25 protein-coding genes are annotated in these 24921 nt (G+C 45.9%); 20 read left to right on the top strand and 5 right to left on the bottom strand.

Annotated elements, in window-relative coordinates:
• Positions 1-33: 33 nt before the first annotated feature.
• Entirely contained in the window at positions 34-1095 is a 1062-nt protein-coding gene (locus DWZ82_RS12690; protein ID WP_158575236.1) for an S-layer homology domain-containing protein, read from the top strand.
• A gap of 377 nt (positions 1096-1472) precedes the next feature.
• Here the strand turns inward: DWZ82_RS12690 and DWZ82_RS12680 are convergent, their stop codons facing one another.
• The 3 genes from DWZ82_RS12680 to DWZ82_RS12670 form a co-directional block, all read right to left on the bottom strand.
• Positions 1473-2666 (bottom strand): site-specific integrase, encoded by a 1194-nt coding sequence (locus DWZ82_RS12680; protein WP_017143963.1) that lies wholly within the window; start codon positions 2664-2666, stop codon positions 1473-1475.
• Between the two features lie 78 nt (positions 2667-2744).
• On the bottom strand, positions 2745-2948 hold the full coding sequence (locus DWZ82_RS12675) for an excisionase (protein ID WP_002610247.1): 204 nt from the start codon (positions 2946-2948) through the stop codon (positions 2745-2747).
• The gene (locus DWZ82_RS12670; RefSeq protein ID WP_268885626.1) at positions 2948-4009 is read right to left on the bottom strand and encodes a replication initiation factor domain-containing protein; all 1062 of its coding nucleotides are present in this window, start codon (positions 4007-4009) and stop codon (positions 2948-2950) included. Before DWZ82_RS12670 ends, DWZ82_RS12675 begins: the two co-directional genes overlap by 1 nt.
• Before the next feature lie 484 nt (positions 4010-4493).
• On the opposite strand from DWZ82_RS12670, the gene DWZ82_RS12665 reads away from it, so the two are divergent.
• The 7 genes from DWZ82_RS12665 to DWZ82_RS12635 all read left to right on the top strand — a co-directional run bounded on the left by DWZ82_RS12665 (position 4494) and on the right by DWZ82_RS12635 (position 10322).
• The gene (locus DWZ82_RS12665; RefSeq protein ID WP_005946876.1) at positions 4494-5129 is read left to right on the top strand and encodes a helix-turn-helix domain-containing protein; all 636 of its coding nucleotides are present in this window, start codon (positions 4494-4496) and stop codon (positions 5127-5129) included.
• 275 nt (positions 5130-5404) lie between these two features.
• Positions 5405-6091 (top strand): class I SAM-dependent methyltransferase, encoded by a 687-nt coding sequence (locus tag DWZ82_RS12660; protein ID WP_223380606.1) that lies wholly within the window; start codon positions 5405-5407, stop codon positions 6089-6091.
• Positions 6092-6114: 23 nt separating this feature from the next.
• A complete protein-coding gene (locus tag DWZ82_RS12655) occupies positions 6115-6675 on the top strand; it encodes a TetR/AcrR family transcriptional regulator (protein ID WP_008728836.1) in 561 nt (186 codons plus the stop codon).
• 75 nt (positions 6676-6750) lie between these two features.
• Positions 6751-8136, top strand: a complete 1386-nt coding sequence (locus DWZ82_RS12650; RefSeq protein WP_008728838.1) for an MATE family efflux transporter — start codon at positions 6751-6753, stop codon at positions 8134-8136.
• A gap of 191 nt (positions 8137-8327) precedes the next feature.
• A complete protein-coding gene (locus tag DWZ82_RS12645; protein ID WP_008728841.1) occupies positions 8328-8747 on the top strand; it encodes an RNA polymerase sigma factor in 420 nt (139 codons plus the stop codon).
• A 4-nt stretch (positions 8748-8751) separates the two neighbouring features.
• Complete coding sequence (locus DWZ82_RS12640) at positions 8752-8991, top strand: helix-turn-helix domain-containing protein (protein ID WP_005946862.1); 240 nt, start codon at positions 8752-8754, stop codon at positions 8989-8991.
• Positions 8992-9215: 224 nt separating this feature from the next.
• Entirely contained in the window at positions 9216-10322 is a 1107-nt protein-coding gene (locus tag DWZ82_RS12635; RefSeq protein WP_199667493.1) for an SLC13 family permease, read from the top strand.
• A 155-nt stretch (positions 10323-10477) separates the two neighbouring features.
• Here DWZ82_RS12635 and DWZ82_RS12630 read toward each other — a convergent pair whose 3' ends face one another.
• A complete protein-coding gene (locus DWZ82_RS12630) occupies positions 10478-10672 on the bottom strand; it encodes a hypothetical protein (protein ID WP_118481103.1) in 195 nt (64 codons plus the stop codon).
• Entirely contained in the window at positions 10657-11250 is a 594-nt protein-coding gene (locus DWZ82_RS12625) for a recombinase family protein (protein WP_118481102.1), read from the bottom strand. Before DWZ82_RS12625 ends, DWZ82_RS12630 begins: the two co-directional genes overlap by 16 nt.
• A gap of 1050 nt (positions 11251-12300) precedes the next feature.
• On the opposite strand from DWZ82_RS12625, the gene DWZ82_RS12620 reads away from it, so the two are divergent.
• The 12 genes from DWZ82_RS12620 (at position 12301) to cas6 (ending at position 24880) form a co-directional block, all read left to right on the top strand.
• Complete coding sequence (locus tag DWZ82_RS12620) at positions 12301-12660, top strand: hypothetical protein (protein WP_118481101.1); 360 nt, start codon at positions 12301-12303, stop codon at positions 12658-12660.
• A 113-nt stretch (positions 12661-12773) separates the two neighbouring features.
• On the top strand, positions 12774-13130 hold the full coding sequence (locus tag DWZ82_RS12615; protein WP_118481100.1) for a type II toxin-antitoxin system PemK/MazF family toxin: 357 nt from the start codon (positions 12774-12776) through the stop codon (positions 13128-13130).
• Between the two features lie 322 nt (positions 13131-13452).
• A complete protein-coding gene (locus DWZ82_RS12610; protein ID WP_118481099.1) occupies positions 13453-13692 on the top strand; it encodes a hypothetical protein in 240 nt (79 codons plus the stop codon).
• Positions 13693-14147: 455 nt separating this feature from the next.
• Complete coding sequence (locus DWZ82_RS12605; protein ID WP_118481098.1) at positions 14148-15689, top strand: Cas10/Cmr2 second palm domain-containing protein; 1542 nt, start codon at positions 14148-14150, stop codon at positions 15687-15689.
• The gene (locus DWZ82_RS12600) at positions 15686-17659 is read left to right on the top strand and encodes an RAMP superfamily CRISPR-associated protein (RefSeq protein ID WP_118481097.1); all 1974 of its coding nucleotides are present in this window, start codon (positions 15686-15688) and stop codon (positions 17657-17659) included. Before DWZ82_RS12605 ends, DWZ82_RS12600 begins: the two co-directional genes overlap by 4 nt.
• Complete coding sequence (locus tag DWZ82_RS12595; RefSeq protein ID WP_118481096.1) at positions 17646-18932, top strand: RAMP superfamily CRISPR-associated protein; 1287 nt, start codon at positions 17646-17648, stop codon at positions 18930-18932. Before DWZ82_RS12600 ends, DWZ82_RS12595 begins: the two co-directional genes overlap by 14 nt.
• Positions 18929-19285, top strand: coding sequence for a hypothetical protein (locus DWZ82_RS12590; RefSeq protein ID WP_118481095.1), 357 nt, complete (start codon positions 18929-18931; stop codon positions 19283-19285). The genes DWZ82_RS12595 and DWZ82_RS12590 overlap by 4 nt, the downstream gene beginning before the upstream one ends.
• Before the next feature lie 3 nt (positions 19286-19288).
• Positions 19289-21247 (top strand): TIGR03986 family type III CRISPR-associated RAMP protein, encoded by a 1959-nt coding sequence (locus DWZ82_RS12585; protein ID WP_118481094.1) that lies wholly within the window; start codon positions 19289-19291, stop codon positions 21245-21247.
• A gap of 7 nt (positions 21248-21254) precedes the next feature.
• Complete coding sequence (locus DWZ82_RS12580; protein ID WP_118481093.1) at positions 21255-22697, top strand: TM1812 family CRISPR-associated protein; 1443 nt, start codon at positions 21255-21257, stop codon at positions 22695-22697.
• Between the two features lie 230 nt (positions 22698-22927).
• On the top strand, positions 22928-23320 hold the full coding sequence (locus tag DWZ82_RS16130; protein ID WP_442861238.1) for a hypothetical protein: 393 nt from the start codon (positions 22928-22930) through the stop codon (positions 23318-23320).
• Between the two features lie 10 nt (positions 23321-23330).
• The gene (locus DWZ82_RS12570) at positions 23331-24152 is read left to right on the top strand and encodes a hypothetical protein (RefSeq protein ID WP_147356937.1); all 822 of its coding nucleotides are present in this window, start codon (positions 23331-23333) and stop codon (positions 24150-24152) included.
• On the top strand, positions 24149-24880 hold the full coding sequence (gene cas6, locus DWZ82_RS12565; RefSeq protein WP_118481090.1) for a CRISPR system precrRNA processing endoribonuclease RAMP protein Cas6: 732 nt from the start codon (positions 24149-24151) through the stop codon (positions 24878-24880). The genes DWZ82_RS12570 and cas6 overlap by 4 nt, the downstream gene beginning before the upstream one ends.
• Positions 24881-24921: the final 41 nt, after the last annotated feature.

Raw genomic sequence — 24921 nt, 5'->3', positions numbered from 1 at the left:
ACATTAACACGAAACAGGATAAGGGGTATGAAAATGAAAAAAAGACTGATCTCCATTGCCATGGCGGCTGTTATGGCGGTCGGAAGTATTCCGGCGGCAGGCGCACTGCTTGATGGCTTCAACAATACGCGTACTTACTCCGATCAGTTTACGGATGTGCCATCAACAGCATGGTATTACAATTCGGTCAAATCGGCTTATGAACTTGGGATTACTGCCGGTACGAGCGCATCTAAATTTTCACCCGATCAGAATTTAACTACCGATCAACTGACTGTTTTTCTGGCGCGCATTCATGCGGCATACCATCACAATGAAATCGTTGAAGTGCAAAATCCATCGAGCTGGGCTGATAAGTACTATTATTATGTAGAGCAGTATATCGACAGCAGTTATCGAGACAGCATTTTCGGTGGCAGGGATCATGAGCAGCGCTGGCATTTTGCATACTGGATCAGCAAGGCGCTGCCGGATTCTGCATATACCGCTATTAATAATGTGCCGGATGGACAAATCCTTGATTTGACCGAAAATAAAATTTATACCGAAGACGGGTCTTTCGATGAGATCTCCAACCGCATCTATATGCTTTACCGTGCAGGCATTCTGACCGGCAATACGGCATACGGACATTTTAATCCGAAAGGATATGTTACCCGTGCAGAAGTAACCGCAATTATTACCCGTATGATCGATCCGGATCAGCGTAAGACATTTCAGCTGAAAGCAAAACCGACCTCCGGTCCTGCGAGCTTTTTAGGTGAATATTTTGCTTCTGACAATGACACAAGCCGTCCTTGGCTTGGCTGTTCGCTTGAAATTACAGATGTAACAGACAAGGAAGTAACCTTTCAGTTCGACCACATCAAGTCCGGACGCGTGATTCTTTTCACGGCGGAAAAAGCGAAATTTACTTCTGCGAATACAGCAGTTGCAAACGGAACCGCGTGCTATTCAGAAGTTCCCTCAACGATGGAGAAGATTAAATATGTGCTGACGTTTACTGATCATAATATCAATGTTAAAACGTATGGCAGCGACCCTTACCGCTATAGCTATAATGTTAATTTCACCAGTACAGGCGCAATGAATTAACAGCAGTATATATCCCTACACCAGTTTACAACTTTATAAATGATAGACTTGTTGATGAATCAGCTGCTTTAAGGCCTTTAATAACCTGCTTTTTTCCTGAAATTCAGGCATAACCTGCCGGATCATGGAGGCTGCCAGTTCCAGTTTAGATTCTTTTTTCTGCCACATACGATAGCCAGGAGGAACGGAAAGGAAATATTATGTTACAAAAATCATATATGTCTTTTTGACTATCTTTTTATATCTTCTTAAATGTCCGCAAAGCCTTATTTTATAGGCTCTACGGGCATTTTGCTTTTGTGGTAAACCTCACATATCTAGGTCTATCTTCTTATATTTTCGCTATCAAGCGTGGTTAAAATCGTGGTAAATACTTCTTATGCGATTAGACGCTGAACCTCTGATTTTGCGGTATCTATGGACGCATGAGCATACCAGTTCATTGTGATACTGATGTTTGAATGTCCCATGATATACTGTAAATCTTTCGGGTTCATGTTCTTGCTTGCCAGTCTTGTGCAGAACGTATGGCGTAGCGTATGTGGTGTGATATGTGGCAAGGGGTTATCCTTGTGGTGTTTGTTATATTTCTTTACCATACGGACAAATAAGGCGTTGTAATCAATCGCAACTTTAGGATTGCCTTTCGGATTGACGAACAGAAAATCTTTGTATCCGTCTATCTCTATCAGTTTCCCCTTTGTGCGTTTCCTTATGACCCGTTGAAATGCCTGTATCGTTTCTCTGCTTAATGGCACTTGCCTTGTTCCACTCTTTGTCTTAGGCGTTTCAATATAATAGCCCTGTTCCTTGCTCTTTAATAACTGGTGGTCGATAACCACAACCTCATTCTTGAAATCAATATCGGCTACTGTCAGTCCGCACAGTTCCGAGATACGAAGTCCTGTCTTTAACAGTATCAGCACATCATCATAATACTTGTGATACACGTTATCCGTCTTGATGAATGACAGTAAGGCTTGTTCCTGTTCCTCTGTCAATGCTACTTTCTCTTTGGTATCATTTTCTATGATTTCACTTAACTTGAAATTAAAAGGGTTTTTCCTTACACAATCGTCTTGTATGGCGATATAGAATGACGCTTTTAACGAGCGTTTATGGTTGTTAATAGTGTTATAGGAAAAGCCTTTGTCTTTCATGCGTAACGCCCATTCTTTAGCGTCAGAGGGTTTTATCGTATCAATGCTCCTAGCACCTAACTTGTCCTCTTTCAATAACCGCATGAGTTGTTCCCGTTGTTTCTGTGTGCTTTTCTTCACATTTGCCCTCTGTGCGTTCTGTTTGGCGTAGAGTTGGCAAAGCGTCATTTTCTTGCCTGTGCTGTCGATACCGTCCTCAATATCCCGTCTTATCTGCTGTTCCAGTTCACGAAGTGAGGGTTTTTCCCGTTTTCCCTTTGGTGTCGGGTCTGTGGGTGTCAATCTCCAAGCATACACATATTTTGTGTTTCCAAATGCGTCTACATATTTATATAAGTATTTTCCGTCTGTTCGTTGGCTCTCTCCAGTATGCAGGATACGTTCTTTACTATCCCGTCTTTTTTCTTTCATGGTGTCTGCTCCTTTCCTTGTTGGAAAGAGCCTTGATATGACTTGTATTCATCATAACACATACAAGGCTCATTTGCATTAGATTGCGTCCAATTTATCAATGACCTTTTCAAACTGTCGGCGTTTAATCTGTATGCGGTTGCCATTCATAATGAGCCAGCCAGCGTCCTTGTTTTCCTCTGCCAAGCGTCTTAACTTGTTTTCTCCGATACGGAAATACTTTGACGCTTCTTCAATGGTAAGGGTGTATTTTTCCCATACGGGAATATCGTTGTTATTCATCAGATACCCCCTTTCCCATGTTTCGTGTCATACTGGATATAGGGGATAAGGTCGGTGCGGTCTATCCTCTGTAAGTGGGCGGTTAATTTACTGGAAAGGGAACTGCTGTATCTTGCCCTGTCAAGCATAGTTCCCACTTTTTCCAGTCCACCTAATGCATCATGTTCTTCTAAGAAATAAAAACTTTTGACAGCAGAAATCACGCCACCCTCTGTGAGCCATTGCTGTGTTTCCTCAAGGGAATTATGTAGTTTCGGTACTTGCAGTTTCAAGACTTCCACAGCCCCTAAAAATCGTTCCCAAAACCGACACGTTTTCCATCTGCTCTTATTACTTTCATTTCTGTTTGGCACGACAAAGCGTAGGTTGTTTGCCAATAGCCCGAAAGCCAGTTCCCCAAGTTCCAGCGGTCTGTCTTTGAATGTCATGGCAAAAACATGAGCCTTATCATCACGCAGTTGCATTTCTGTCCGTTTCCAACTGCCGACTTCATCAAGTGTCTTATTATGTTTTGAACAGACTTCCTTATCCTTATCATAAAAGCGGTAGGATAATCCCGATTTACCAGCACCGATATAAACAGTCTTTGCGGTGTCGAAATCATCAAACTTGCTTTCGTCAAAGTGGTAGCCCTCACTATTAGAAATAAATTCCTCTTTTTCGCATTTCTTCTTTATCTGCTCTATGGTAAAGAATGGCTTTTCGTTCTTATCATCAATGGCAATATCAAGTCTTGTGAAATGAAAGTTATCCAGTCCGTATCTTCGCTCACAGCGTCGAAACATATCCCCAAAGGTATAATTCCTACTGTCGAGAATACGGAAAATATCATCACAACCTCTGCCAGTCATAACAAGATAACAGCCTAGCCCCTGTGGGTTATCCTCTGTCTTTCTTGCGTCCCCCGATACATAAATATCTCCAATCTGCCAGCGTGCTTGATAAGTCTTGAATTTTATCATTGCTGGATAAACATTGAAAATGTCAGTCGGTAAATCTAAAATGTGCATGATTATATCTTCAGCGGTTGCCGTTTCAAATACAATGCTGATGTAATCAATCTTAACGGATAAATTTTTGTGTGTAGTTATAGTGCATTGCTCCTTTCGTATGCCCCGTTTTTTGCGGGTAAAAATCGTGTTTTTTCCTTTATTTATCACAGTTTCTAGGTACTATGACATGTATACGCAGGGCGGTGTTACATATACGCCCTCTGCGAACGCCTTTAGGCGTTCCTTTTCCAAAAGGAACTGTCTGTCCGAACACGTCTGGGGGACGTGCCCCGTCCAGCCAGCCCCTTTTGGAAACCACTATTTTCGGTCTGATAGTCCATGCTTATTCATGCTATCAAAGTGAAAATGTATCTTCTCTATGCTTACTCAAGCGTGTGATTGACCTTATCGTGCTTAATCACTCTATCTGATACGATAATAACGCCATTAGAATTACTTGTCAAGAAGTTTTTGTTGACTTTTAGATGTAGATTAAGTATGATATGCTTATAAATACCAAGAAAAGCAACGAAAGGAGCGGTTATACTAAGTTATGGAGCATTACGAAAAGAAAATCAGTTTCTTAGGAGAGAACATACAGACCATAAGAAAACACAGAGGAATGAAACAACAGGAACTTGCGGATAAAATCGGTATCAATATGCAGAGCCTTTCCAAGATTGAACGAGGTGTGAATTTTCCTACCTTCGATACATTAGAAAAGATAATGGACGTGCTGGGTGTAATGCCCAATGAATTATTATCGGGAGAATGGAAGTATGTTAATCAATCCGAAAAGGAAGTCTGCCAGTTTTTAAGAATTGAAGAACGATTAAATGCAGAACTAAAACATGGACATTATGACAACTTCTTTGACAGCGAGGAAGAATGGCTGGAATATGAGTTGGAAAAGTTACGGGAATATATTACCGACTACATCAACGGGAAAAGTATTGTAGCGTCCGACCTTTATCCAATCAAAGAATTTATCCAGCATTTGAAGTTTCAAAAACTGTTAGACCGCTATGATGATTTATACAGCATGGATATGTTCGGGGAAAGCATAGAGGGACATAAATATAGGACACCTTATCAAGTCGTAAAAATGATAAACCCCAATTCAAAAGAAGATATGGAATTATTACGGGAAGTATTGAAAAATAACCATTTTGATGATGAGGACGAATAACTTTTTCCCTCTTTGTAGAAGATACAGCAAACAAAAAGCCCAGTAAAGAGTGCAAAGCACCACCAATGGTGGCAAGGCTCTTGACAGGGCTTTTTCTTTTCTGTGGAGGGTAATCAAGAGGAAGAAAAGATAAAATTTGATTTGTGGTAAATCGGATAATATCAATGAAATTGTCACGGTACAAATTTGGGCTATATAAGGAATAGTAACTGGAAGATTGTAGGGTAATCAAAAAGGCGTGTATTTTAAATCAGAGATACACGTCTTTGAAATGAATGAAATTCAATGAATTTTATTCATTGACAATCGTTCATTCACGAGATATAATTTTAGTGAAAGGAGTTGATTACATGAATATTACGAAACAAAAATCACAAAAGACTTTTGATAAGCAAGCTGCCGATTATGATACAAATATTCAGGGGGAACATGCTCGAAAACTCTATAAGCCGATTATAGAAAATTTAAAAAATAAGAATATACATTCTATATTAGATTTAGGTTGTGGAACGGGTGCGTTACTTAAAGAAATAAAAGAATTAAATATAGCAGAACAACTATTTGGAATAGATATATCTCCCAATATGCTTGAAATTGCAAAAAATAAACTAGGAAATGATGCAACACTTATCTTAGGCGACTCTGAGAGATTACCTTTTGAAGATAGTTCTTTTGACGCCATTGTATGTAATGACTCATTTCATCATTATCCACAACCAGATATTGTAGAGAAAGAAGTGTCTAGGTGTTTAAAGCAAAATGGAGTTTTCATTATCGGTGATTGTTGGCAACCAATCGGAGCAAGACAGATAATGAATTACTATATGAAACACAGCAATAGTGGAGATGTAAAGATTTATTCAAAAAAGGAAATGTTGTTATTATTATCAAAAGACTTCCACGAAATTGAATGGAAATCTTTTGGCACAAGATCTTGTTTAATTATAGCATACAATAATTAAACCGCAAGAAAGGAAAGAAAACAATGCGTATTTCAAAAGAACCAGAGGAACGTAAACAAGAAATTTTAGAAACAGCCATTAAATTATTTAGTGTAAATGGGTTTGAAAAAACTTCAATATCAGACATAGCAAAAGAAATTGGAATAGCACAAGGATTATGTTATAGATATTTCCCATCAAAAGATGTACTTTTTCAGTCTGCTATCAATGAATATTCAAATATTTTAGTCGCCAATATGACAAAAAATATAAATATAAAAAAGGATAGTTTAAAAGATATTTTGCGGAAGATGATACTTTTTGCAGAACAAGAAGATGATACATATTATCCAGTTTTTCATAATAACCAAAATAAAAATTTCCATAATTTATTAACATTGAATGTATGTGAAAAACTTTTTCCTATTGTATCTGAAATTATTGAAAGAGCAAATTACACAAATGAAATACAAGTCAATGATGTTGAAATGTATGCCAGTTTTTGCATATATGGACAACTAGGAATTATTTTAAATACCGATATATCAATTAAAGAAAAGAGTTCACGGATAAAGGCATTTTTTAGGGACTTGTTTAGGCTTTAAATCTTCCCCTGCCAAAAGGCAGGGAATATTTAAATAAATTAAATGAATAATTTTCATTCAATAGGAGGAATTAAAATGAACAAAAATATTGATTTTGTAAACGGAAACACAAAAAAATGTTTACTTGAAATGACTGTTCCTATGATAATAGCTATGTTTTTAAATATGGCATATAATCTCGTAGACAGTCTTTGGATTGGAAATTTGTTAGGTGAGCAGGCATACGCAGCGTTAACAAACTCGACACCTATTATTTTAATCTTAACTTCAATTGGTATGGGAGCAACAAACGGGTTAGCCATTCTATTATCACAGGTAATTGGTGCGAAAAATGAGCAAAAGAAAAAGAATATTATAGTTACTTCTTTTTTTGTATCTATAATTCTTTCAGTGTTTATGACAATTGTGTTGGAGATTTTTTTAGAGCCTATTTTGATAGTTTTAAATACACCGACTGAAATTTTTGATATGGCAAAAAATTACTTATCTATATATGCTTTGGGATATGTAGCAGTTTATTTGTATTTATACTTTACAGCCATTTTAAGAAGTTTTGGCAATACTATGTTTCAAGCAGTTGCAATGCTTGTGTCTACTTTATTGAATGCTATTTTAGATCCTATTTTCATTAACATAATTGGATTTCACGGAGCGGCAATCGCAACCTTAATATCACAGATTATTTGTTTGGCGTTTATGTGCATTTATATTTATCGTAAAAAATTATTTAACCTTTCACTATCTGATTTTGATACAAAAGAGATTATGCCGTTTGTAAAAAATGCTGTGCCGTCTGTCATTCAACAAAGTATTCCTGCTATTAGTACAACATTTTTAACTGCTATTGTTAGTACTTATAGTATTTCTGCTATTGCTGGCTACGGAGTTGCTGGAAAATTAGAAATGATATTATTTTATCCTGCTATGGCTCTTAATATGGTGTTGACTTCAATCGTAGGGCAATGTATTGGAGCACAACGTATCGACAGAGCAAAGAATTATCTGAAATTGGCGTTAAAATATGGTATTGTTGTTTCAAGTGTATTATCAGCAGTTGTTATTTTCTTCTCTAAACAGTTGGCAAAATTGTTTGTTTCCAACGTAGCTGTAACAAATGTTGTCAGCCATTATTTTTTAATTGTTAGTATCGGTTATGTTCTTTACACTATTACTAGTTGCTACTTAGGTACTTTAAATGGTATAGGAAAACCAACAAAAAGTATGATACTAATGATATTCTACTATATTATTATTCGTATTCCTTTTGCCTATCTATTATCTTGGCTGGCAGAAAATTTAAATGGTGTTTGGATAGCGATTTTAATCAGTCACATAGTCGCCTGCATTATAACTATTTTAACAAGTAATCAAATTATTAAGCGGTTATATGGAAAACTTTATGATAGGACTAAAAAAGCAAGATATAAAAGCATTGAAAGTAACTGCTGTGGAAAGTTTTAGGAATAATCTTATACGATTATGCACTACCTAACAGCATTTTATCAACAACTAAATATTTTACAATATTAAAAGTTCGTACAGACGGTATATTTTGTACGGACTTTTTTCTTGTTCTTCTTTTTGTATTTTCCAAAGATATAGACGGTATCTCCGTTTATATATTTCAGCGTATGCGGAAAGGAGGTGAGATTATGAACCCATCTTCTTTCGAGCATATCGTTAGAATACAGTTTAATGCTTTGATGATGACTGTTATTAAATGCACAGTAAAAAACAGAAACAGACAGTTTGCAAGACGTTCTAAGCGTGAAGTTTTATTCTGTGAATTATCAGATACGAAAAATGTTGAATGTGTAACTAAGGATAACTATTCTTGTGATTACATTTCGTTTGAAGTCTTGAATTTTACAATTCAAATATCAAATGAGAAACTTGCTGTTGCTTTATATAAGTTATCGAATAAAGAGCGTGATGTAATTCTATTACGCTATTTTCAAAGTATGAGCGACCAAGAAATAGCCGAATTATATCATGTATCACGTTCTGCTATTTATCGCAGAAGAAGTAACGGATTGAAGAAACTAAAAACAGTATTGAAAGAAAGGAATTGAACCAATGAAAAAAGAATATGGCTACCCTACATTAAAAGTAATATGTCAAGCGTCTGCTGGAAATGAAACTGCCATAAGAGAGATTTTGAAGTTTTATGACGCTTATATATGTAAATTATGCTTGCGTCCGTTTTACCACTCTGAAAGTGGTAAAATCATTATGCAGGTTGATGAAGAATTAAAAGGTCAAATCCATACAGAAATGATGAAAGCAATCTTGAAATTTGAAATCAGAGTAAAATAATCATACTACATGAATGAAAAACGGGAGATACACAGATATTTGTGCTATCTCCCATGTTGTTTTTGTGTCATATCAAGGCTCATTCAATCGTGGTAAATTCGTGGTAAAATGAATAGTTTTCTATACTTCAAAATGTTTGAAAGTATAGTGTTTATGCGGATAATCAAAAATCAGATATAAAATTTTTTACAAAATTATATGTTTTTTTCAGGAAAGAAACCGTTTTGTCAATTGCAGTGATCCTGGCGCTTCTTTCTATGTTCTGGGTCAGAACGGATAAGGCTTATTTTACTTATATCGATTTCAGGACTCTCGGGCTCCTCTTCTGTTTGATGGCAATTGTAGCTGGTTTGAAGGCTGTTGGTGTTTTTGATATACTTGCCAAAAAACTGCTGATGGGAACATCGGGAACTGTGGGTGTGATCAGGCTGTTGGTACTCTTATGTTTTTTCCTGTCAATGGTGATCACCAATGATGTGGCATTGATTACTTTTGTTCCTCTTGCACTGATCATTGTGCATAAACTGCCAAAGGAACTGGGCAATTACTGGCTTCTTAAAATAGCAGCCATGCAGACAATCGCTGCTAATCTCGGAAGCATGCTCACACCAATCGGAAATCCGCAGAACCTTTATCTATATGCCAGAGCAGGGATGTCCGCGGCAGAATTAATAACCCTGATGCTTCCCTATTCCGCCACAGCACTTATCCTTCTTCTGATATGGATACAGGCAGCCGCTGCCAAAGCACCTCACGTATGCGGTTCCGAAAAAGATAAAACTCTTTTGGGATTCTCGGACAGAAAAGAACTTAACATGGAATACCTGGCCGCTTACCTGATCTTATTTACAATCTGCCTGCTCACTGTTGCACGTATCATTCCATACCAGATTCCTCTTGTATTGGTTCTTATATATATACTGCTAAGAAACAGGGAAAATATAAGCAGGGTGGATTACTCCCTGCTTGCCACCTTTATCGCATTATTTATTTTTATCGGCAACCTTGGAAGGATTCCGCAATTCAGCAGTTTGCTGGAAAGAATCATGGCAGGAAGGGAAACACTTACTGCTGTTCTTGCCAGTCAGATTATGAGCAATGTTCCCGCTGCGCTTCTTTTATCCGGCTTTACAGATAATTACCGGGCCTTAATTGTCGGAACCAATATTGGAGGTCTCGGCACTCTGATTGCATCCATGGCAAGCCTGATAAGTTTCAAATATATTGCAAAAGAAAACAGGAATCTGAGAGGGAGGTATTTGGGAATATTCACAGCCTCCAATATTATATTCATGATATTCATGTTAATATTGTATTTTTTTCTTAGATAAAGGTTTTCCCGGAATTACAAAAGCTATAGCAATTCTTTCTTCGCAAAAGATTCTCCGCGGCACTTTGCTTTTTCCAATGAAAAGATCGGAGATTACTATACAGAAAAGCGACAGGCAAGAACCTGTCACTTTTCTTTTATTTGAGGAAAATGAAATTACCACTTTTTAAGTTCCCATGCCTTGAAACTATTGGGATCATTCCCCCATGCAGCCGAATTCCATTCTTTCATTCCAACAAAAAGAACGGTTTCGGTTTCAGTGACGGTGATGCCGTCATACGTGCCGCCAATGCCGCCGCCAGTGCTAATGAGGTAATTCTTTTGCACGTGAGTTCTTAAACCACTTGGCATATGGATTGCATTTTCCTCCGCTTCCTCTCCCGGATGAGCGTGGACTTGCTGATGCCGGTGAGCTTGACGACCTGCGCGTAGGAATGGTCCTCAAGCAGAGCCATTGCATGGTCAAGCTGCTCGGTGTCGAATTTCGGCGGCCGGCCTTCACGGAAATTCGGGTCGGTGGCACGCGCGACCGCCTTGCCCTCCTGTGTGCGCTGCACGATCATGTCGCGCTCGAACTGTGCAAACGACAGCAGCACGTTACGCAGCAGCGTGTTGACCGAGTCGTTGGACAGGATGCCGAGGTTCAATACGTTGATGGTGATGCCCTCGTCGATCATCTCGGTGATGAGGCCGGACGCCTGCGACACCGACCGCGCGAGGCGGTCGAGCTTGGTGACGATGAGCACATCGCCTTTTCGTAGCTGCGCCCGCAGCCTGTCGAACTCCGGGCGCTCGATCTTCGTGCCGGTGAAGGTGTCTGTATAGATTTTTTCCGCGCCCGCCGCCGTCAGCGCCGCCTGCTGCGCGTCCAGACTGTTGCCGTCGCGTGCCTGCGTTTTGGTGGATACTCTCGCGTAGCCGAATGTCATGTAAATTCCCCCGTTTTCCCGGTTTTGACACCGCGAGTTTTGAATATATGTTTTGATACCCATATTATAGCTTATGCCACCGGGTTTTGCAACCGGTGGCAATACTTGAAGGTTTTGAGACCGGTTGATTTGGTGCGAACCTCGTGTTATAATAACAGTAAATAAGGTTGTTACAGGCAGGTTCGCACCGGGGAAAACCGACAATATCACGAATGGATACGCAAAAATACAGAAGATAATACAAAAAGATTGTAGGAATGACGAAAATCCGCATTGTATTTTTCGCATTTTTGCCGTAACAGCTCGCGCCCCTGCGGGGGACAGCAACGTCAGTTCGCTGAAGAGAGGCTTCAGTGCGCTAAAGTAACAACTCGCGCCCCTGCGGGGGACAGCAACTCGGTGTGTTGATGGTTTGTTATCGGTGTGTTATCGTAACAACTCGCGCCCCTGCGGGGGACAGCAACTCTGCGCTACACCAAATTCGGCATTAGGAAGCTGTAACAGTTCGCGCCCCTGCGGGGGACAGCAACGAGAGCAGCGGGTTGCTTTCGTGATTAGCGAAGTTATCGTAACAGCTCGCGCCCCTGCGGGGGACAGCAACTCAGCGGAATGTGATAGTTGATAATCTTCTTTTGTAACAACTCGCGCCCCTGCGGGGGACAGCAACGCGTGGTCTGGAGCTTGTAGCTAACCTCGTTCATGTAACAACTCGCGCCCCTTTGGGGGCAGCAAAAACCGATCTGTCAATTTTGACAGGTCGGTTTTATTTTTTTGCCCGAACTGTGAAAACCCCGCCCCTCCCACCGATAACATTGTGTAAGGCAAAGAACCTTCTCAAAAAAATTTTTTCGGGAAGTGTGAAAACCGCCGAAAAATTTCTGATATATAAGCAGAAGGATTTCAAAGGACAGGAGGTGAACCGAATGTTTGTAATCCGTGAGCCGTGGCTGGATTTTCCGCTGTTCGGCGAGGACAATCCGCTCCTCGACTGGGTGAAAGACACCATCTGCTACTAAGCAGACCTAAATCCACAGCAGGGGAGGTGAAAAATTGAAAACCGTGTTATGGATATCGCGCCACGCCATGACCGAACCGCAGCTGCGCGACCTTGCGCGCGTGCTGGGCGATACGGTACAGGTGCTGCCGTACACCCAAACCGTAAAACAGGCGGACGTACTGCGCCCGCTGATCGAGCAGGCGGATGCAATCGCCGCCGTACTGCCGGTGGAACTGCTCGCCGAGCTGGTAACGCTCGCGGACGAACGCCCGGTGCTGCAGTCGGTCGCCGGACGCAGGTTCACCGGCCGCACGCTGCATCTGGCTGACGGACAGACCGAGCCGGAAATCGCCTTCGAGCACCTGTACTGGCAGCAGATCGTCAAGCTGGAACTCCAAACCCGGCGGCTGTGACAAAAAGGAGAACAGCGGTTTTCCTGTTCTCCTCAAAAAATTTTTTCGTGAAGTGTGAAATCGGTCGGAAATCCGCTGATATAGAAATAGAAGGGTAAAAAGAGGTGAAGCATTTGAGCGTACATACCGCAATCCGCCGCGGTGAGGTGTTCTTCGCCGACCTACACGGCGGCGTCGGTTACGAACAGAACGGCGAACGGCCGGTGGTCGTGCTGCAGAACGATATGGGCAACCGGTACAGTCCGACCGTCATTGTGGCGCCGCTGACCAGTAGCCGCACGAAAAAGCCGCTGCCGACACACGTCTGGTGCGGTGCGGACAGCGGCCTGCTGAAAAATTCCTGCATTCTGCTCGAGCAGATTCGCGTGATCGACAAAACGCGCTTATCTCGCTATCTGTGCAGCCTGAATGTGGAAATGATGGTCCGGGTCGATCAGGCTGCGGCAATCAGTCTGGGTCTGGCGCAGTGAGCAAAAAAATTTCCCGGGAAGTGTGAAAAACCGCGTGTGAAATCCGATAACTAAGTGAAGGGAGGGAAAACACCATGAAAGATATCAAGCCGAGCGTTATCATCACCGCGATTGCGATGGTGATCGAAGCTGTGAAGTTCGTCGCAGAGCAGGTGGAGACGGCAAAGGACTGATTCTCCTGAAATAAATACATAGCAAAGGCAGGTGAAATATATGACGCCGCAGACAATCATCGCTATTCTCGGTCTGGTAGCCGAGATCATCGACACGATCGACAAGAACTGACACGTTCTGAGAATCCAAAGACAGGGAGGCAGGAAGCATGAATGAATTTGCAAGACGCATGGCCAACGGCGCATCCTGTGCGGCTATGGGCGGCACCACCGATGCCGGAATCGGCGGCGCGGTCGTTGCCGGTGTCGGTGCGGTAGGCGGTTCGGTTTTCGGACCGGTCGGCACGTTCTTCGGCGCGGAAGTCGGTACGGCGGCAGGCGCAGCCGTCGGCGGTGCTATCGGCTCGATCATCGGCTTTATCGGCGGCTTTGCCGATGAGCCGTTCTAAATCCTCAGGAAATGGAACAGGGAGTGGTGATACATACATAGATGGACAGGCATTCCGAATCACAGCAGGAAAGGCAGGTGAATCCGCATGACGCCTCAGGGCATTATCGCAATCCTCGGTCTGGTAGCCGAGATCATCAGCATCGCAAACGATGACTAAAGCCGCAGAAAGTGCGCAAATCCAACAAAAAGGCAGGTGAAATCCATGACTCCGCAGACGATTTTGGCTGTGATCGGTCTGGCCGTGAAGATCATTTCCATCGCGACCGACGACTGACCGCGTAACATAAAAAATCCACATAAGAAGGAGGTGATGTCTGTTTTCACTTTTTTCTCACCCGAAACAGGGCGAAATGCACAACAAAAGCCGGGATGCACCTACAAGAACTTGTTGAATATTATTGAACATTTGCCAAATCGTGCTATAATGAAATCATGTCGAAAGGAGGCAGTGCCTTGAGCAAAATACTTTTGATTCTGGAGGTTTCCAGAAAGCAGGATTATATATTTTCAAGCATCCACCTAAGGGATAACGCGGCACGTTCGGATATCATCCGCTATGTGACGAGCGAGGAATTTTTCAAGCAGGCTGCACCGGAATATTACAACAGCCGTGAGAATTTTGTGTACGCAGGCGGCGGACACACCATTCTCCAGTTTGGGGACAGAGCAACGGCAACACGCTTTGCCGAGCAGGTAACGCAGAAGGCCATGCGCGAGTATGACGGCCTTGAGCTGTTTGCCAAGCAGATGGAATATCGGGAGACAGACGAGAACGGAAAACCGGCGACACCGGGTCAGAATCTGGTTTGGCTGTCCGAAGCGCTCGAGCAGAAAAAGTCTCTGCGAAAGGCGTCTTTTCGGCTGACCTCGCTCGGCATCGAGCAGAAAGCGGAAGCTGCATCGCTTACTGCACCGAACGCAATCGACCCGCCGGAAGGCTGGGCGTTCGCCAAGGACTTTGTAGACCTGCAGGGCCTGACCGACGAGAACTTTATTGCTGTCGTTCATATTGACGGCAATTCGATGGGCAAGCGTGTAAAGAATCTGTACGATTCAGAAACCGAAAGTTGGGACGCCTGTTGCGACAAGCTGCGCTGCTTCAGCGAGGGCATTCAGCACGATTTTGAATCCGCCTTTCGGGAAATGGCGGCAGAGGTGGCCGATTACGAGGCCGACAATCCCGCAGGCCGCACCGGAATCCTTCCGGTACGTCCGGTCATTCTTGCCGGTGATGATGTGTGCTTTGTCGCGCGCGGCTGTCTGGGTCTGGAATGTGCCGAACGGTTTATGAAGCATCTTTCCGCAAAGACCAATCCGCAGGACGGCGAAACCTATGCGGCCTGTGCGGGCGTAGCTATGGTACACCTGAAATATCCGTTCCATCAGGCATATGATCTGGCGGAGGCACTGTGCAGCAGCGCGAAGAAATACGGCGTTTCGCTCTGCGGAGATGGTTCGGTATCTGTGATGGATTGGCATATCGAATTTGGTCAGCTCAAGGAAAACCTCCGCGAGATTCGTGCGGACTACCAGACCGAGGACGGAAAACGCATGGAATTACGTCCGGTGGTGGTGCTCGAGGGCAAAATGGACGAGGCTGCGCGCACGAAAATGAATGTACGCACCTATGATTTCGTACGCGGTATGTGTATGCAGATGAAGCAGGCGGTGCAGGAATGCGGCGAAAAAATTGCGCGCGGTAAGCTCAAGGAACTGCGCGGTGCCATCAAGCAGGGCGATCTGGAATGCCGCTATGCGCTGCAGGACAGTGAAATCACCAAGTTGCTCCGCACGATATTTGAAGCGCAGTTTGATACGGCAGATAAGCAGTATGCCCAATTTGCCGCCATGCTGAAAAACGGCAAAGAGATCGACAAGCAGCCGTTCCGCACCTTTGATGACGGCAGCAGGAACAGTGAACCGGTTTCTCACTGTCTGTTTTTTGACGCGATCGAAATGATGGATCACTTTGAGCGACTGGAGGGGAATGCATGAGCAGGCAGGTAGAATTACAAGTCAGATTGGAGCTGCTTTCCGATACGATTTTCGGCTCAGGTCACAGCATTCCCGGCGGCGAGGATATCGCGGTCTGTCAGGACGAAAACGGTTATCCGTATCTCAAAGGTACTACCTTCAAGGGCCTGCTGCGTGAGAGCATGCACGATCTGCTCGAGTGGAGCGGCGGCCCGACGGATACCGTAGAGGCACTGCTCGGCAAGGAAGGCTGGACGGGTACGGCAGGCGGACGCCGTCTGCACCTGACACCGCTGACACTCGAAGAAAAGCCGGAGGAGAGCGAGACCTGCTATGATCACCGCACGTTTACCAGTTTAGAAAACGATGTTGTGAAAACGGGTACATTACGTTCGGCGATGTGTATTTGCAGAGGACAGAAATTTATCGGCAAGATTTTCTGTGAGGAGCAGGATGTGTCGCTCGTGCGGGAGTCCGCGCTCGGCATCAAGTGGCTTGGCACGATGCGGAGCCGTGGCTTCGGCCATGTAAAAGTTATCGCAGAGCCGGTAAAAGCGCAGAAAACCGCCTTTCCGGCAGTTGGAGCGACCCATTGCCTGCATTACACGCTTTATACGGAAACGCCGGTCAGCATGACCGACTACAACCGTTCCGGCGAAAACAGCTGGGATACGCACGGCTGCATTGCCGGTTCAGCTGTGCGCGGTATGGCGGCCAGCCTGCTCGCTCAACGGGAACCAGACTGGTTTGCTGCCAACAAAATTGCACTGCTGACCGAGAAAACGCGCTTTCTGAGCGCATTTCCGGTGCAGAATGACAATCCGGCGGTTCTCCCGTCCCTCAAGGGTTTTTATGAGCAGAAGGACGGCAGCGATTTTCGTTCGGTTTTAGAGGACGGCGAAATTTCCGAAGGCTCCAAACGTGCCGATGTAGGTTCGTTCTGCACGATCGAAAACGGCGTTCTGCACTACTGGAATGCAAGGACCGGCGGCAGTCAGCGCATTCAACGCGGCGCTGACAAGACGAATATCTTTCAGACACGCAGTATTGACGCAGGACAGCGGTTTGACGGCTACATTCTGCTCGATGATGCATCCATTGCGCCCAAGCTGGCAGAGGTGCTGTGCGGTACGGTTTGGATCGGCGCCGACCGTTATGATGGCATGGGAAAATGCCGCATGAGCATTGAAGCCTGTGATGCTCCGGCGTACCGCCGATACGGCAGCATGCAGCGTCATGATAATAACAAGGTGCTTTATATGCTCGCGCTGTCACCTCTCAGCATGACAAACGAGTACGGTGAGCCGTGCGGTATCAACTGGGATGTGCTCGCGGAAAACCTCGGTGTGGCAAGTGTAAAATCCGAGTTCAGCAGCACTTCGGTCTCCGAATACGGCGGCTTTAACCGTCAGTGGGGATGCCACACACCGGCCGTCCGCATGTACGATGCAGGCAGCCTGTTCAAAATCAGCTTTGATGGTGAATCGCCGGATGAGGCACATCTTTCCGCCATCGAGCAGAGCGGATTGGGTCTGCGCCGCGCAGAAGGGTTCGGACAGGTGCTGTTCCTGTCGGAATCGCTGTTCGGCAGCATCAAGGCAAAACAGCCGGTGGAGTACACCGCTGCACCGCGCCGACAGAATATGGCTGAACTGCGTCGTAAGCGTCTGACATGGATCATGGAGCAGTGTGAAAAGAAATTCGCCGGCGATATTTCGGACAGCCAGCTTGGCTCTATCCAGGCCATTTGCGAGGAACACAAACACAAAGCCGATATTCTGCAAAAACTGAATGGATTTTTTGCTCATAATGCGGAAAAGGGTGAACAAACGTCCAGCAAGTTTGCGAAAATGAAGCAACTGGTCAACACAGTGCTGTCTCATCCGTCAGAACCGTGGATGGAAAATATAAATACAACGGAACGGGTACAGCTGCTCTGCGACCTGTTCGATCACAGCCGAAAGGAGGACGCAGGCCATGGCAACGTTTGATAAAGCAGTTCGTTATGAGGTAACGGCAGTTACGGAAACGCCCTTGCGTACCGGTCCTTCCGACGGCAGTATCGACCGCGTACTTCGCCACCGGGACGGACAGGCATTCCTGCAGGCTGCTTCTCTGGCAGGTGCATTGCGCGGCTGGCTGGAAAAGCAGGATAAGAACGCCGCAAATGCGCTGTTCGGCTCACAGGAAAAGTTCGGACAGCTCATCGTTTCCGATATGGAAATCAAGGAAAAAGCAGTGGAATCGGCGGAGGATACCACGATACAGCTTCGTCCGCGCCTGCGCATCAACGGCAAAATGGGGTCTGCGGCAGACGGCGGCAAATTCGATGTGGCCCACATTGCACGCGGCACTGTGATGAAATTCTCGCTGACATGGCTGGGCGCGGAAAGCGACACGGACGGTCCGGCGCAGATCGAGCAGATGCTCGGTGCGCTGCACGCGGGCGAGATTCGTTTGGGCGCACAGAAGTCCAACGGCTTCGGACGGGTTGCGCTGACAGTCCGCAGTCAGATCTATCACATGACCGACAAGGCCGACCGGGAGGCTTGGCTGCAGGATGAATTTGACGGCCAAACGCTTGAACTGCCGGAGATTTGCACGGAAAGTGTATGTACATTCACAGTCAACGGCGTTGCGGACAGCATTCTGATCAAGAGTTCGGTTCCGCGTGTTGAATACGATGAGAATAACACGCGTAAGGAGATTATTCAGAACATTAAGGAGAACGGTACGGCAGTTTTGCCGGGTTCGTCGGTCAAGGGTGCTGTGCGTGCCCGTGTGCAGGCGATCGCCGACTTACTCCACTGCTCGGAGAGCGTGGATGAACTGTTTGGACGCGGTGCGGCACAGGGCGATAACGGCATTGCCGGTCGGGTGCAGTTCACCGATGTGGTGCTGGATAAGGCGAAAGAGCAGAAGATCTCGCGTATCCGCATCAATAAATTCACCGGAGGCGTAATACGCCGCGGACTGTTTACCGAAGAACCGCTGAAAAGCGGCGTCACGCTGACCATCACAGCACCGCAGGATGATATCTGCGGCTGTGCGCTGTTGGTTTACGCACTGCGCGACCTCGGTCTCGGGTTATATAATCTGGGCAGCGGCGGCGCTGTCGGACGCGGTTATATTAAGGTATCCCGCATTGCGATCGCGTGCGGGGACAAAACCGCCGATATGACATTCGGCGCGGACGGCTGCAAGCTGAACGACACGGACAATCTGGTTTCGGCCTGGCTGCATGCACTGGAGGAACGCACATGAAACGGATAGATAGCATAGAACAGGCTCTGCAACAGGCCGAAAAGCTGCAGTTCGTCATGGTGACCGAGCTGAGCCGTGTTGTTATTGGCAAAATGCCGATAGATATCAACTGGGATGAGCTGATAGAAGCACGGTTTTTCGATCACGATACCGAAATCCGCATTTTCCGGGAGAACGGCGAACTGAGGGCCCGCAGTGTGATTTTACAGGACGATATGCCGTACATCGAAAAGCAGTATAAGAAATTACAGGGCAATCTGGGCAGTGAAATCAGCGTGCGCGAATATTTGACGTTTGATGAGGACGGTCAGGCCGGTGTGAGCGCCGTCTGCCTGTACGATTGGAGGGAATAACGAATGGCGAAGGACGATAACTACTATCCGCCGAAAACATTGGAAAACACCGTTCGTGCACCATATAACTTCGTGCCGTTTACCGATCGTCAGCCGTTTATGCGGTATACCGATGTAAGCAAACTGCCTGCGCATGACGAACTTTGTGCAGACCTGCTCACCGGTGAGATTCATCTGACGCTTACCGCAGAAACGCCGGTTTTCGTGTCGGACGGACAGAAAAACGCGGATTTCTTCCGCGGCGCCAACGGAAACTATATGATTCCCGGCTCTACCATTCGCGGCATGGTAAGGGAGAATATGCAGATTCTTGGGGATGGTTTGGTTCTCAAGGATGAGGATTTGGAGGATTACCAGATTTATTACCGCGAAATTGCAGGAAAAGGTGCGCGCAAACCGCTGCGCAAATACTATCAGGATACGCTGGGTGTAAAGCCGGAAAAGGCCCGGAGCGGCAAGTCGATTTCCATACCGCACAATATCAACGCGGGTTATCTGGTGCGAGAAAACGGCTTATACCGGATCTATCCGCTGCCGAAAGAAACGCCGGTACTGCGTGTATCGCGTGAACTGACAGAAAAAGTATTCGGTAAAGAAAAATATGCCTGCACAGAAGCAGTCGCATATGAGTCGGACGGCAAAAATGTCACCGCACTGTATCAAGCGGAAAATGCACCGGCATACAAGGAACGCGGTATCCTGCTGTTTACCGGAAAACCGGTACAGAAAGAAAACCATTTGTATGTTTTTCCGCCGATCGACAGAGATCAGCACGGCATTGATATTTCGGAAGCTGACCGCTTGTCCTATCAGGCGGACTGTGAAGCGCGCAAAAATACGGCGAAAGCGTATCAGGAGTTCTGGAAGCTGCCGGAGGAGGGACAGAGTAAGCCGGTTTTCTATGTAAATTATGATGGGCACATTTATTTCGGCATGGCACGCTATCTGCGCATCGGTCATTCGCATTCCATTGCGGAAGGGCTGCCCGAGCGTTTTCGGAAAATGCAGAAGCGTATTACCTCGCAGAATGAGCTTCCACTGGACTATCCACATGCGGTTTTAGGGTTTACACATAATTTTAAGGACGAAAACAAAAAAAGCAGTAATACATCTTACCGTTCGCGCGTGTCCTTCGGCGATTTTGAAGCCATAAGCAGTGCCGTGTCTGCTGATGAGTATAAAACTGTTCTTGGTGAGCCAAAACCCAGCTTTTTCGAGGGATATGTGCAGGAAGGAAAGCACTATTCTTATGAGCCTAATGAGCCGAAAGACGCCTTCCAATTAAACGGTTTTAAGCAGTATTGGCTTAAAGATGTAGAATTCCCGCTGCCGCAAAGCGGCAATGAAAAGGTTTTGACTACCTTGCGTCCTATGAAGAAGGGAACTGCGTTCAGCGGTACAATTCGCTTCAAAAATCTTAAGGAGGACGAACTCGGTCTGCTGCTATGGTCGCTGCTGCTGAATGATGGCTGCTATCAGTCGATTGGCATGGGCAAGCCATACGGCTTCGGCCGTATGAGCGTCAAACTGGACAATCTGCGGCTGTTCGATTTCGCAGCACTCTATTCGGCTTCCGGATTCGAGAGCGCAGGAAGAACCGCAGAGTATAAGCCATTCATCCAGGCGTATAAACAGTTTATGAACGATAATAAATCGAAAACCGTACCGGAAATGGATGATAGACCTGAAATCAAGGACTTCTTCTATCTGAAAAAGACGATCCGAGAGGATACGGAAATGGTGGATTACCTGACGATCGACCAGAAGAAGGAACCGAAGCGGCTGCTGTTCAAGGAAATGTATTATCCGCTGCCGTCGGTTGCCGAACTGCGTGAGGAAGCCGAAAAGGATGCGCCGAAGTATGATTCTGCAGAGGATGCAACAGCTGCACTGCTCCTGAAATTTGGTGCAAAGACTAATTCGTCGAATACCGGAAAATCCTCGAAAAAGAAGAAAAAGTGAGGTCAGCATGGCGAAAAAAATTATTTTATTCCTCAGCTTGCTGAGCGAGGATGAATCCAAGCGGAAAACCCAGGACTATGCCTGCGCGGCCGGTGTACTTGGCATGGACGAGGCCCACAAGATCACCGGTACGCAGACCAACGAAGCGCCGGTCAAGGCCATGCTGCTGGCACATCCGGATGTCCGGTCGATCATCTGTATCGTAACGCCGCAGGCAAAGGAAAGCACGCTGGATTTTTTCAAAACGCATATTCTGGAGTTCGCACGAGAAAAGCAGATTAAATTACCGGACGATATCTTTAAGATTATTGATTTTCAGAATGACGAGGTGTTTACCGAAGGTCCGCTGCAGCGTGTTCTGAACGAGATCCAGCCGGGCGGCATGGGCAAAAACAGCATGGGTGATGAAATTCTGCTGGAAACGACCGGCGGGTGGCGCAACACGATGATGTATCTGCTGCTTCTCAGCCGCGTACTGACCTATAATCACAATCAGACGATCGGTGCAACCTATGCTGATTTTAACAACCAGCAGATCACCGATGTATCCGATCTGCTCCGCATGTTCGACCTGGTAGGCGGCATGCAGGAGATGAGTTCGTTCGGCAATGTGCGCACCCTGCGCAAGTATTTCGGCGCAGAGCCGCAGGACGAACGGATCGGCGAACTGCTCGATGCACTCGAAGCGCTTAACGAGGCGATCACGCTGTGCAGAACACGTCAAATCAACGACTGTATGGCACAGTTCAATCGGGCGCTGAAAGCAGTCGGCGAATGCAGTGATCCGCTGCTGCGTGTGCTCATTCCGGCTTTTCGCTACACATTTCGAGAACGGGAACTGACTACGGTAGGACTGATTCGATGGTGCCTGTCCGCAGATATGCTGCAGCAGGCAATAACGGTTTATACCGAACGCATTCCGGCGGAAATCTTCGGCAAGCGTGATATCCTCCGCATTGATGACGGCACACCGCTGCAGCCTTCAAGCGAATATGTCGATGCGGATGTATCGCAGTTTGTAAAAGGCTTTTTACGGTCCTCGCACTGTACGCAATATTTGAATAAATTCGGTTTGAGCGACTATTACCGTGCACAAAAGGACAAAAACGGCGATGCACACTATGTCGAGCAGATTGAAACCATTGTAGATATGGGAAAGATCCTGCCGTATTCTGGATATAAGCTAAATCCAGCCTATTCGACACCGCAGATGCAGACAATTGCACGGGATTATCTGTATATTAAGCAGCTTCGCAATATGACAAACCATGCTAATGATGAGGGTACCTCGGATATCGACCTGCTGATGGAGTATCTGGTAAAGTGCGGCTATCATCCGCTTGAAGAAGTCACAGCGGCTTATATCAGGCAAGTGATTGAAAATGCACTGAAGCACCTGGAGCCGCCACCGCGTGAAGCAAATACGAAGAAAAAGAAGGGTAAGAAATGAAAATATTCTTTAGTATGACACCGTTGCAGGCACCGGGATCGCTGCAGAAGTATGTATACCATGCGGTCGATAACCCAGTATTGCAGATGGATGAGGGAACTGCGTTTCCGATTATAACTGCACTTCACGCGTTTGCAAAGCCGCAGGAAGAAGTTCGTATTATCGCAATTCAGACAGATATCGAAAATTGCCGGGAAAATCTGAAAAAGTTTGAAAAAGAGGTAAAAGAGATGAGTGAAAAGATCGGTTTCACTTATCCGCGTGGTATTGAAGTGGTATCTGCTCCGGCAGATGCAGGTGTACGCAGCAATATCGAGGCCTTCCAGAGGTTAATCGAGATGGTGCATGACAACGATGAAATGTACGCCTGCATGACCTATGGCGTGAAGCCGCTGTCTCAGATTATGATAATGGCCATCCAGTATGCGTACCGCCTGCTGGATAACGCTTCGATCTCCTGCCTGGTATACGGACGTATCGACCGCAAAGATAGAGAAGTAAAGGGTGCGTATGTCAACGATATGACCGCGCTCATCCAACTGGACGAAATTACTCGTCTACTGGCAGCCAACAAGGTCAAGAATCCGCGCGCTGTTATCGAGCAGATCATCTCGGAAAGCTGAGGTGAGCATTGTGGCAAATCAGGTTAATTTAGATGAATTAGCAGTCAAGTGGAGCCAGATGTCAGGTGAAGATCCCAATAAACAGGGTCTGTATATTAAAATATGGGGCGAAGTATATAATGAGGATAGTGCGTTCTGGCAAGACCAGCCTATTGATGCAATCGGCAAGCTGCTCGAAAGATTTAATGTAGAAGAAGGCCAATTCACGCATTTTCTTCACAAAACAATGAAATATCTGCGGCTGGATGCACAGAAGAAACGTACCAAGAAAACAAACACTGAAGTATCCATTGATGACGAGGAGAGCAATGCAGAACCGCTGCGCGCTTGCGAATCAGAAGTAGGCTTGGCGATGGAACTGCAGGACAGCTTGCTTGAACTGGCAACAGTGATTCAGAATTTCGGTAAGAATCCGGCAGCACGTTCGGAAAACAAAGAGTGCAAAATGTGGTATGATCTGTTTTATACCGAAATGATAACGCGCGGTTCCAAAACGGAACCTAAATTGCTCCATTGTATCGAACGCGATATCTTTCAGGCGATGGAACTTCCCTATCTGGATTACTATATGAAGGCGGTTTGCCGAGGTGTGGAGAAAATATGTGATACACCGCTGAAAAGTGAGCGCGAAGTAATCGACAGCAGCTTTACAGCAAAAAGCGAACTGTCTGATGCAGAGCTGGAAATCAATGATAATGTATCGAAATCCGCCCTGCCTGCTGCCGTACCGCTCAGTTATTTAAAAAGAGCACGCGGCATTGTCAGCCGAAATTCCACGCACAGTAAGTATTATCGCAAGTATCAGGAAATGACAGGACAGTATAGACCATGATCACCCACTACCAAATCACCCTATTGCCGGAGCACGAAACGCGTATTTTTCCGGAATGGGGCTACCACCTGTATTCTTCGCTGCTGTCACTGACACCGCACGGCTTTGGCGAGCGTATGCACAGCAACGGCGTCACGCCGCTCAGCAGCTGTATCACTGTGCAGGACAAGCAGGTGATCTGGCATGTAAATCTCCTCGGCGCGGACAGCGAAGCCGTGCTGGCCCCGATCATTGAGCAGCAGGACCGCTACTGGCTGCGTCGAGAAAACCAATCACTGCATGTCAACACGATGCAGATTGAGCATATTGATTCGGCGGACACACTGCTGCAGCTGCCCGAGCACCGCACAATGAAGCTGCGGTTTCTCACGCCGACCACGTTCAAAAGTGATGGCAGCTATGTCAATCTGCCGTCCGTGCCGCTCATTATGCGAAATCTGCTGAACAAGTGGAACGGCTGTTTTGCGGAGGTCTGTCCGATCGAGGACGAGGACGGCGAAGGCATTCAGGCGATCGCAAACGGACTTCGCATTGCCGAGTACCGGCTGTCGAGCCGTGATTATCTGCTCAAAGGACAGTCCATTCCCGGATTCACCGGAGAGCTGACGCTTAAATGCCGTCTGGATGGGTTTCATCTTACGATGGCGAATCTGCTGCTGCACTTTGCACCATATGCGGGCGTCGGCATTAAAACGGCGCTCGGTATGGGCGGCGTAACATGTAAATAACAATAGCGGATAAAGTAAAAACCGATATGTCCAATTGGACA

It is taken from the genome of Butyricicoccus sp. AF35-5AC (genome assembly GCF_003477715.1).
GTDB classification, from domain to species: Bacteria; Bacillota; Clostridia; order Oscillospirales; family Butyricicoccaceae; genus Agathobaculum; species Agathobaculum butyriciproducens.
Note: the sequence above shows the minus strand (reverse complement) of the source record. Positions and strands in the feature narration are given on the sequence as shown.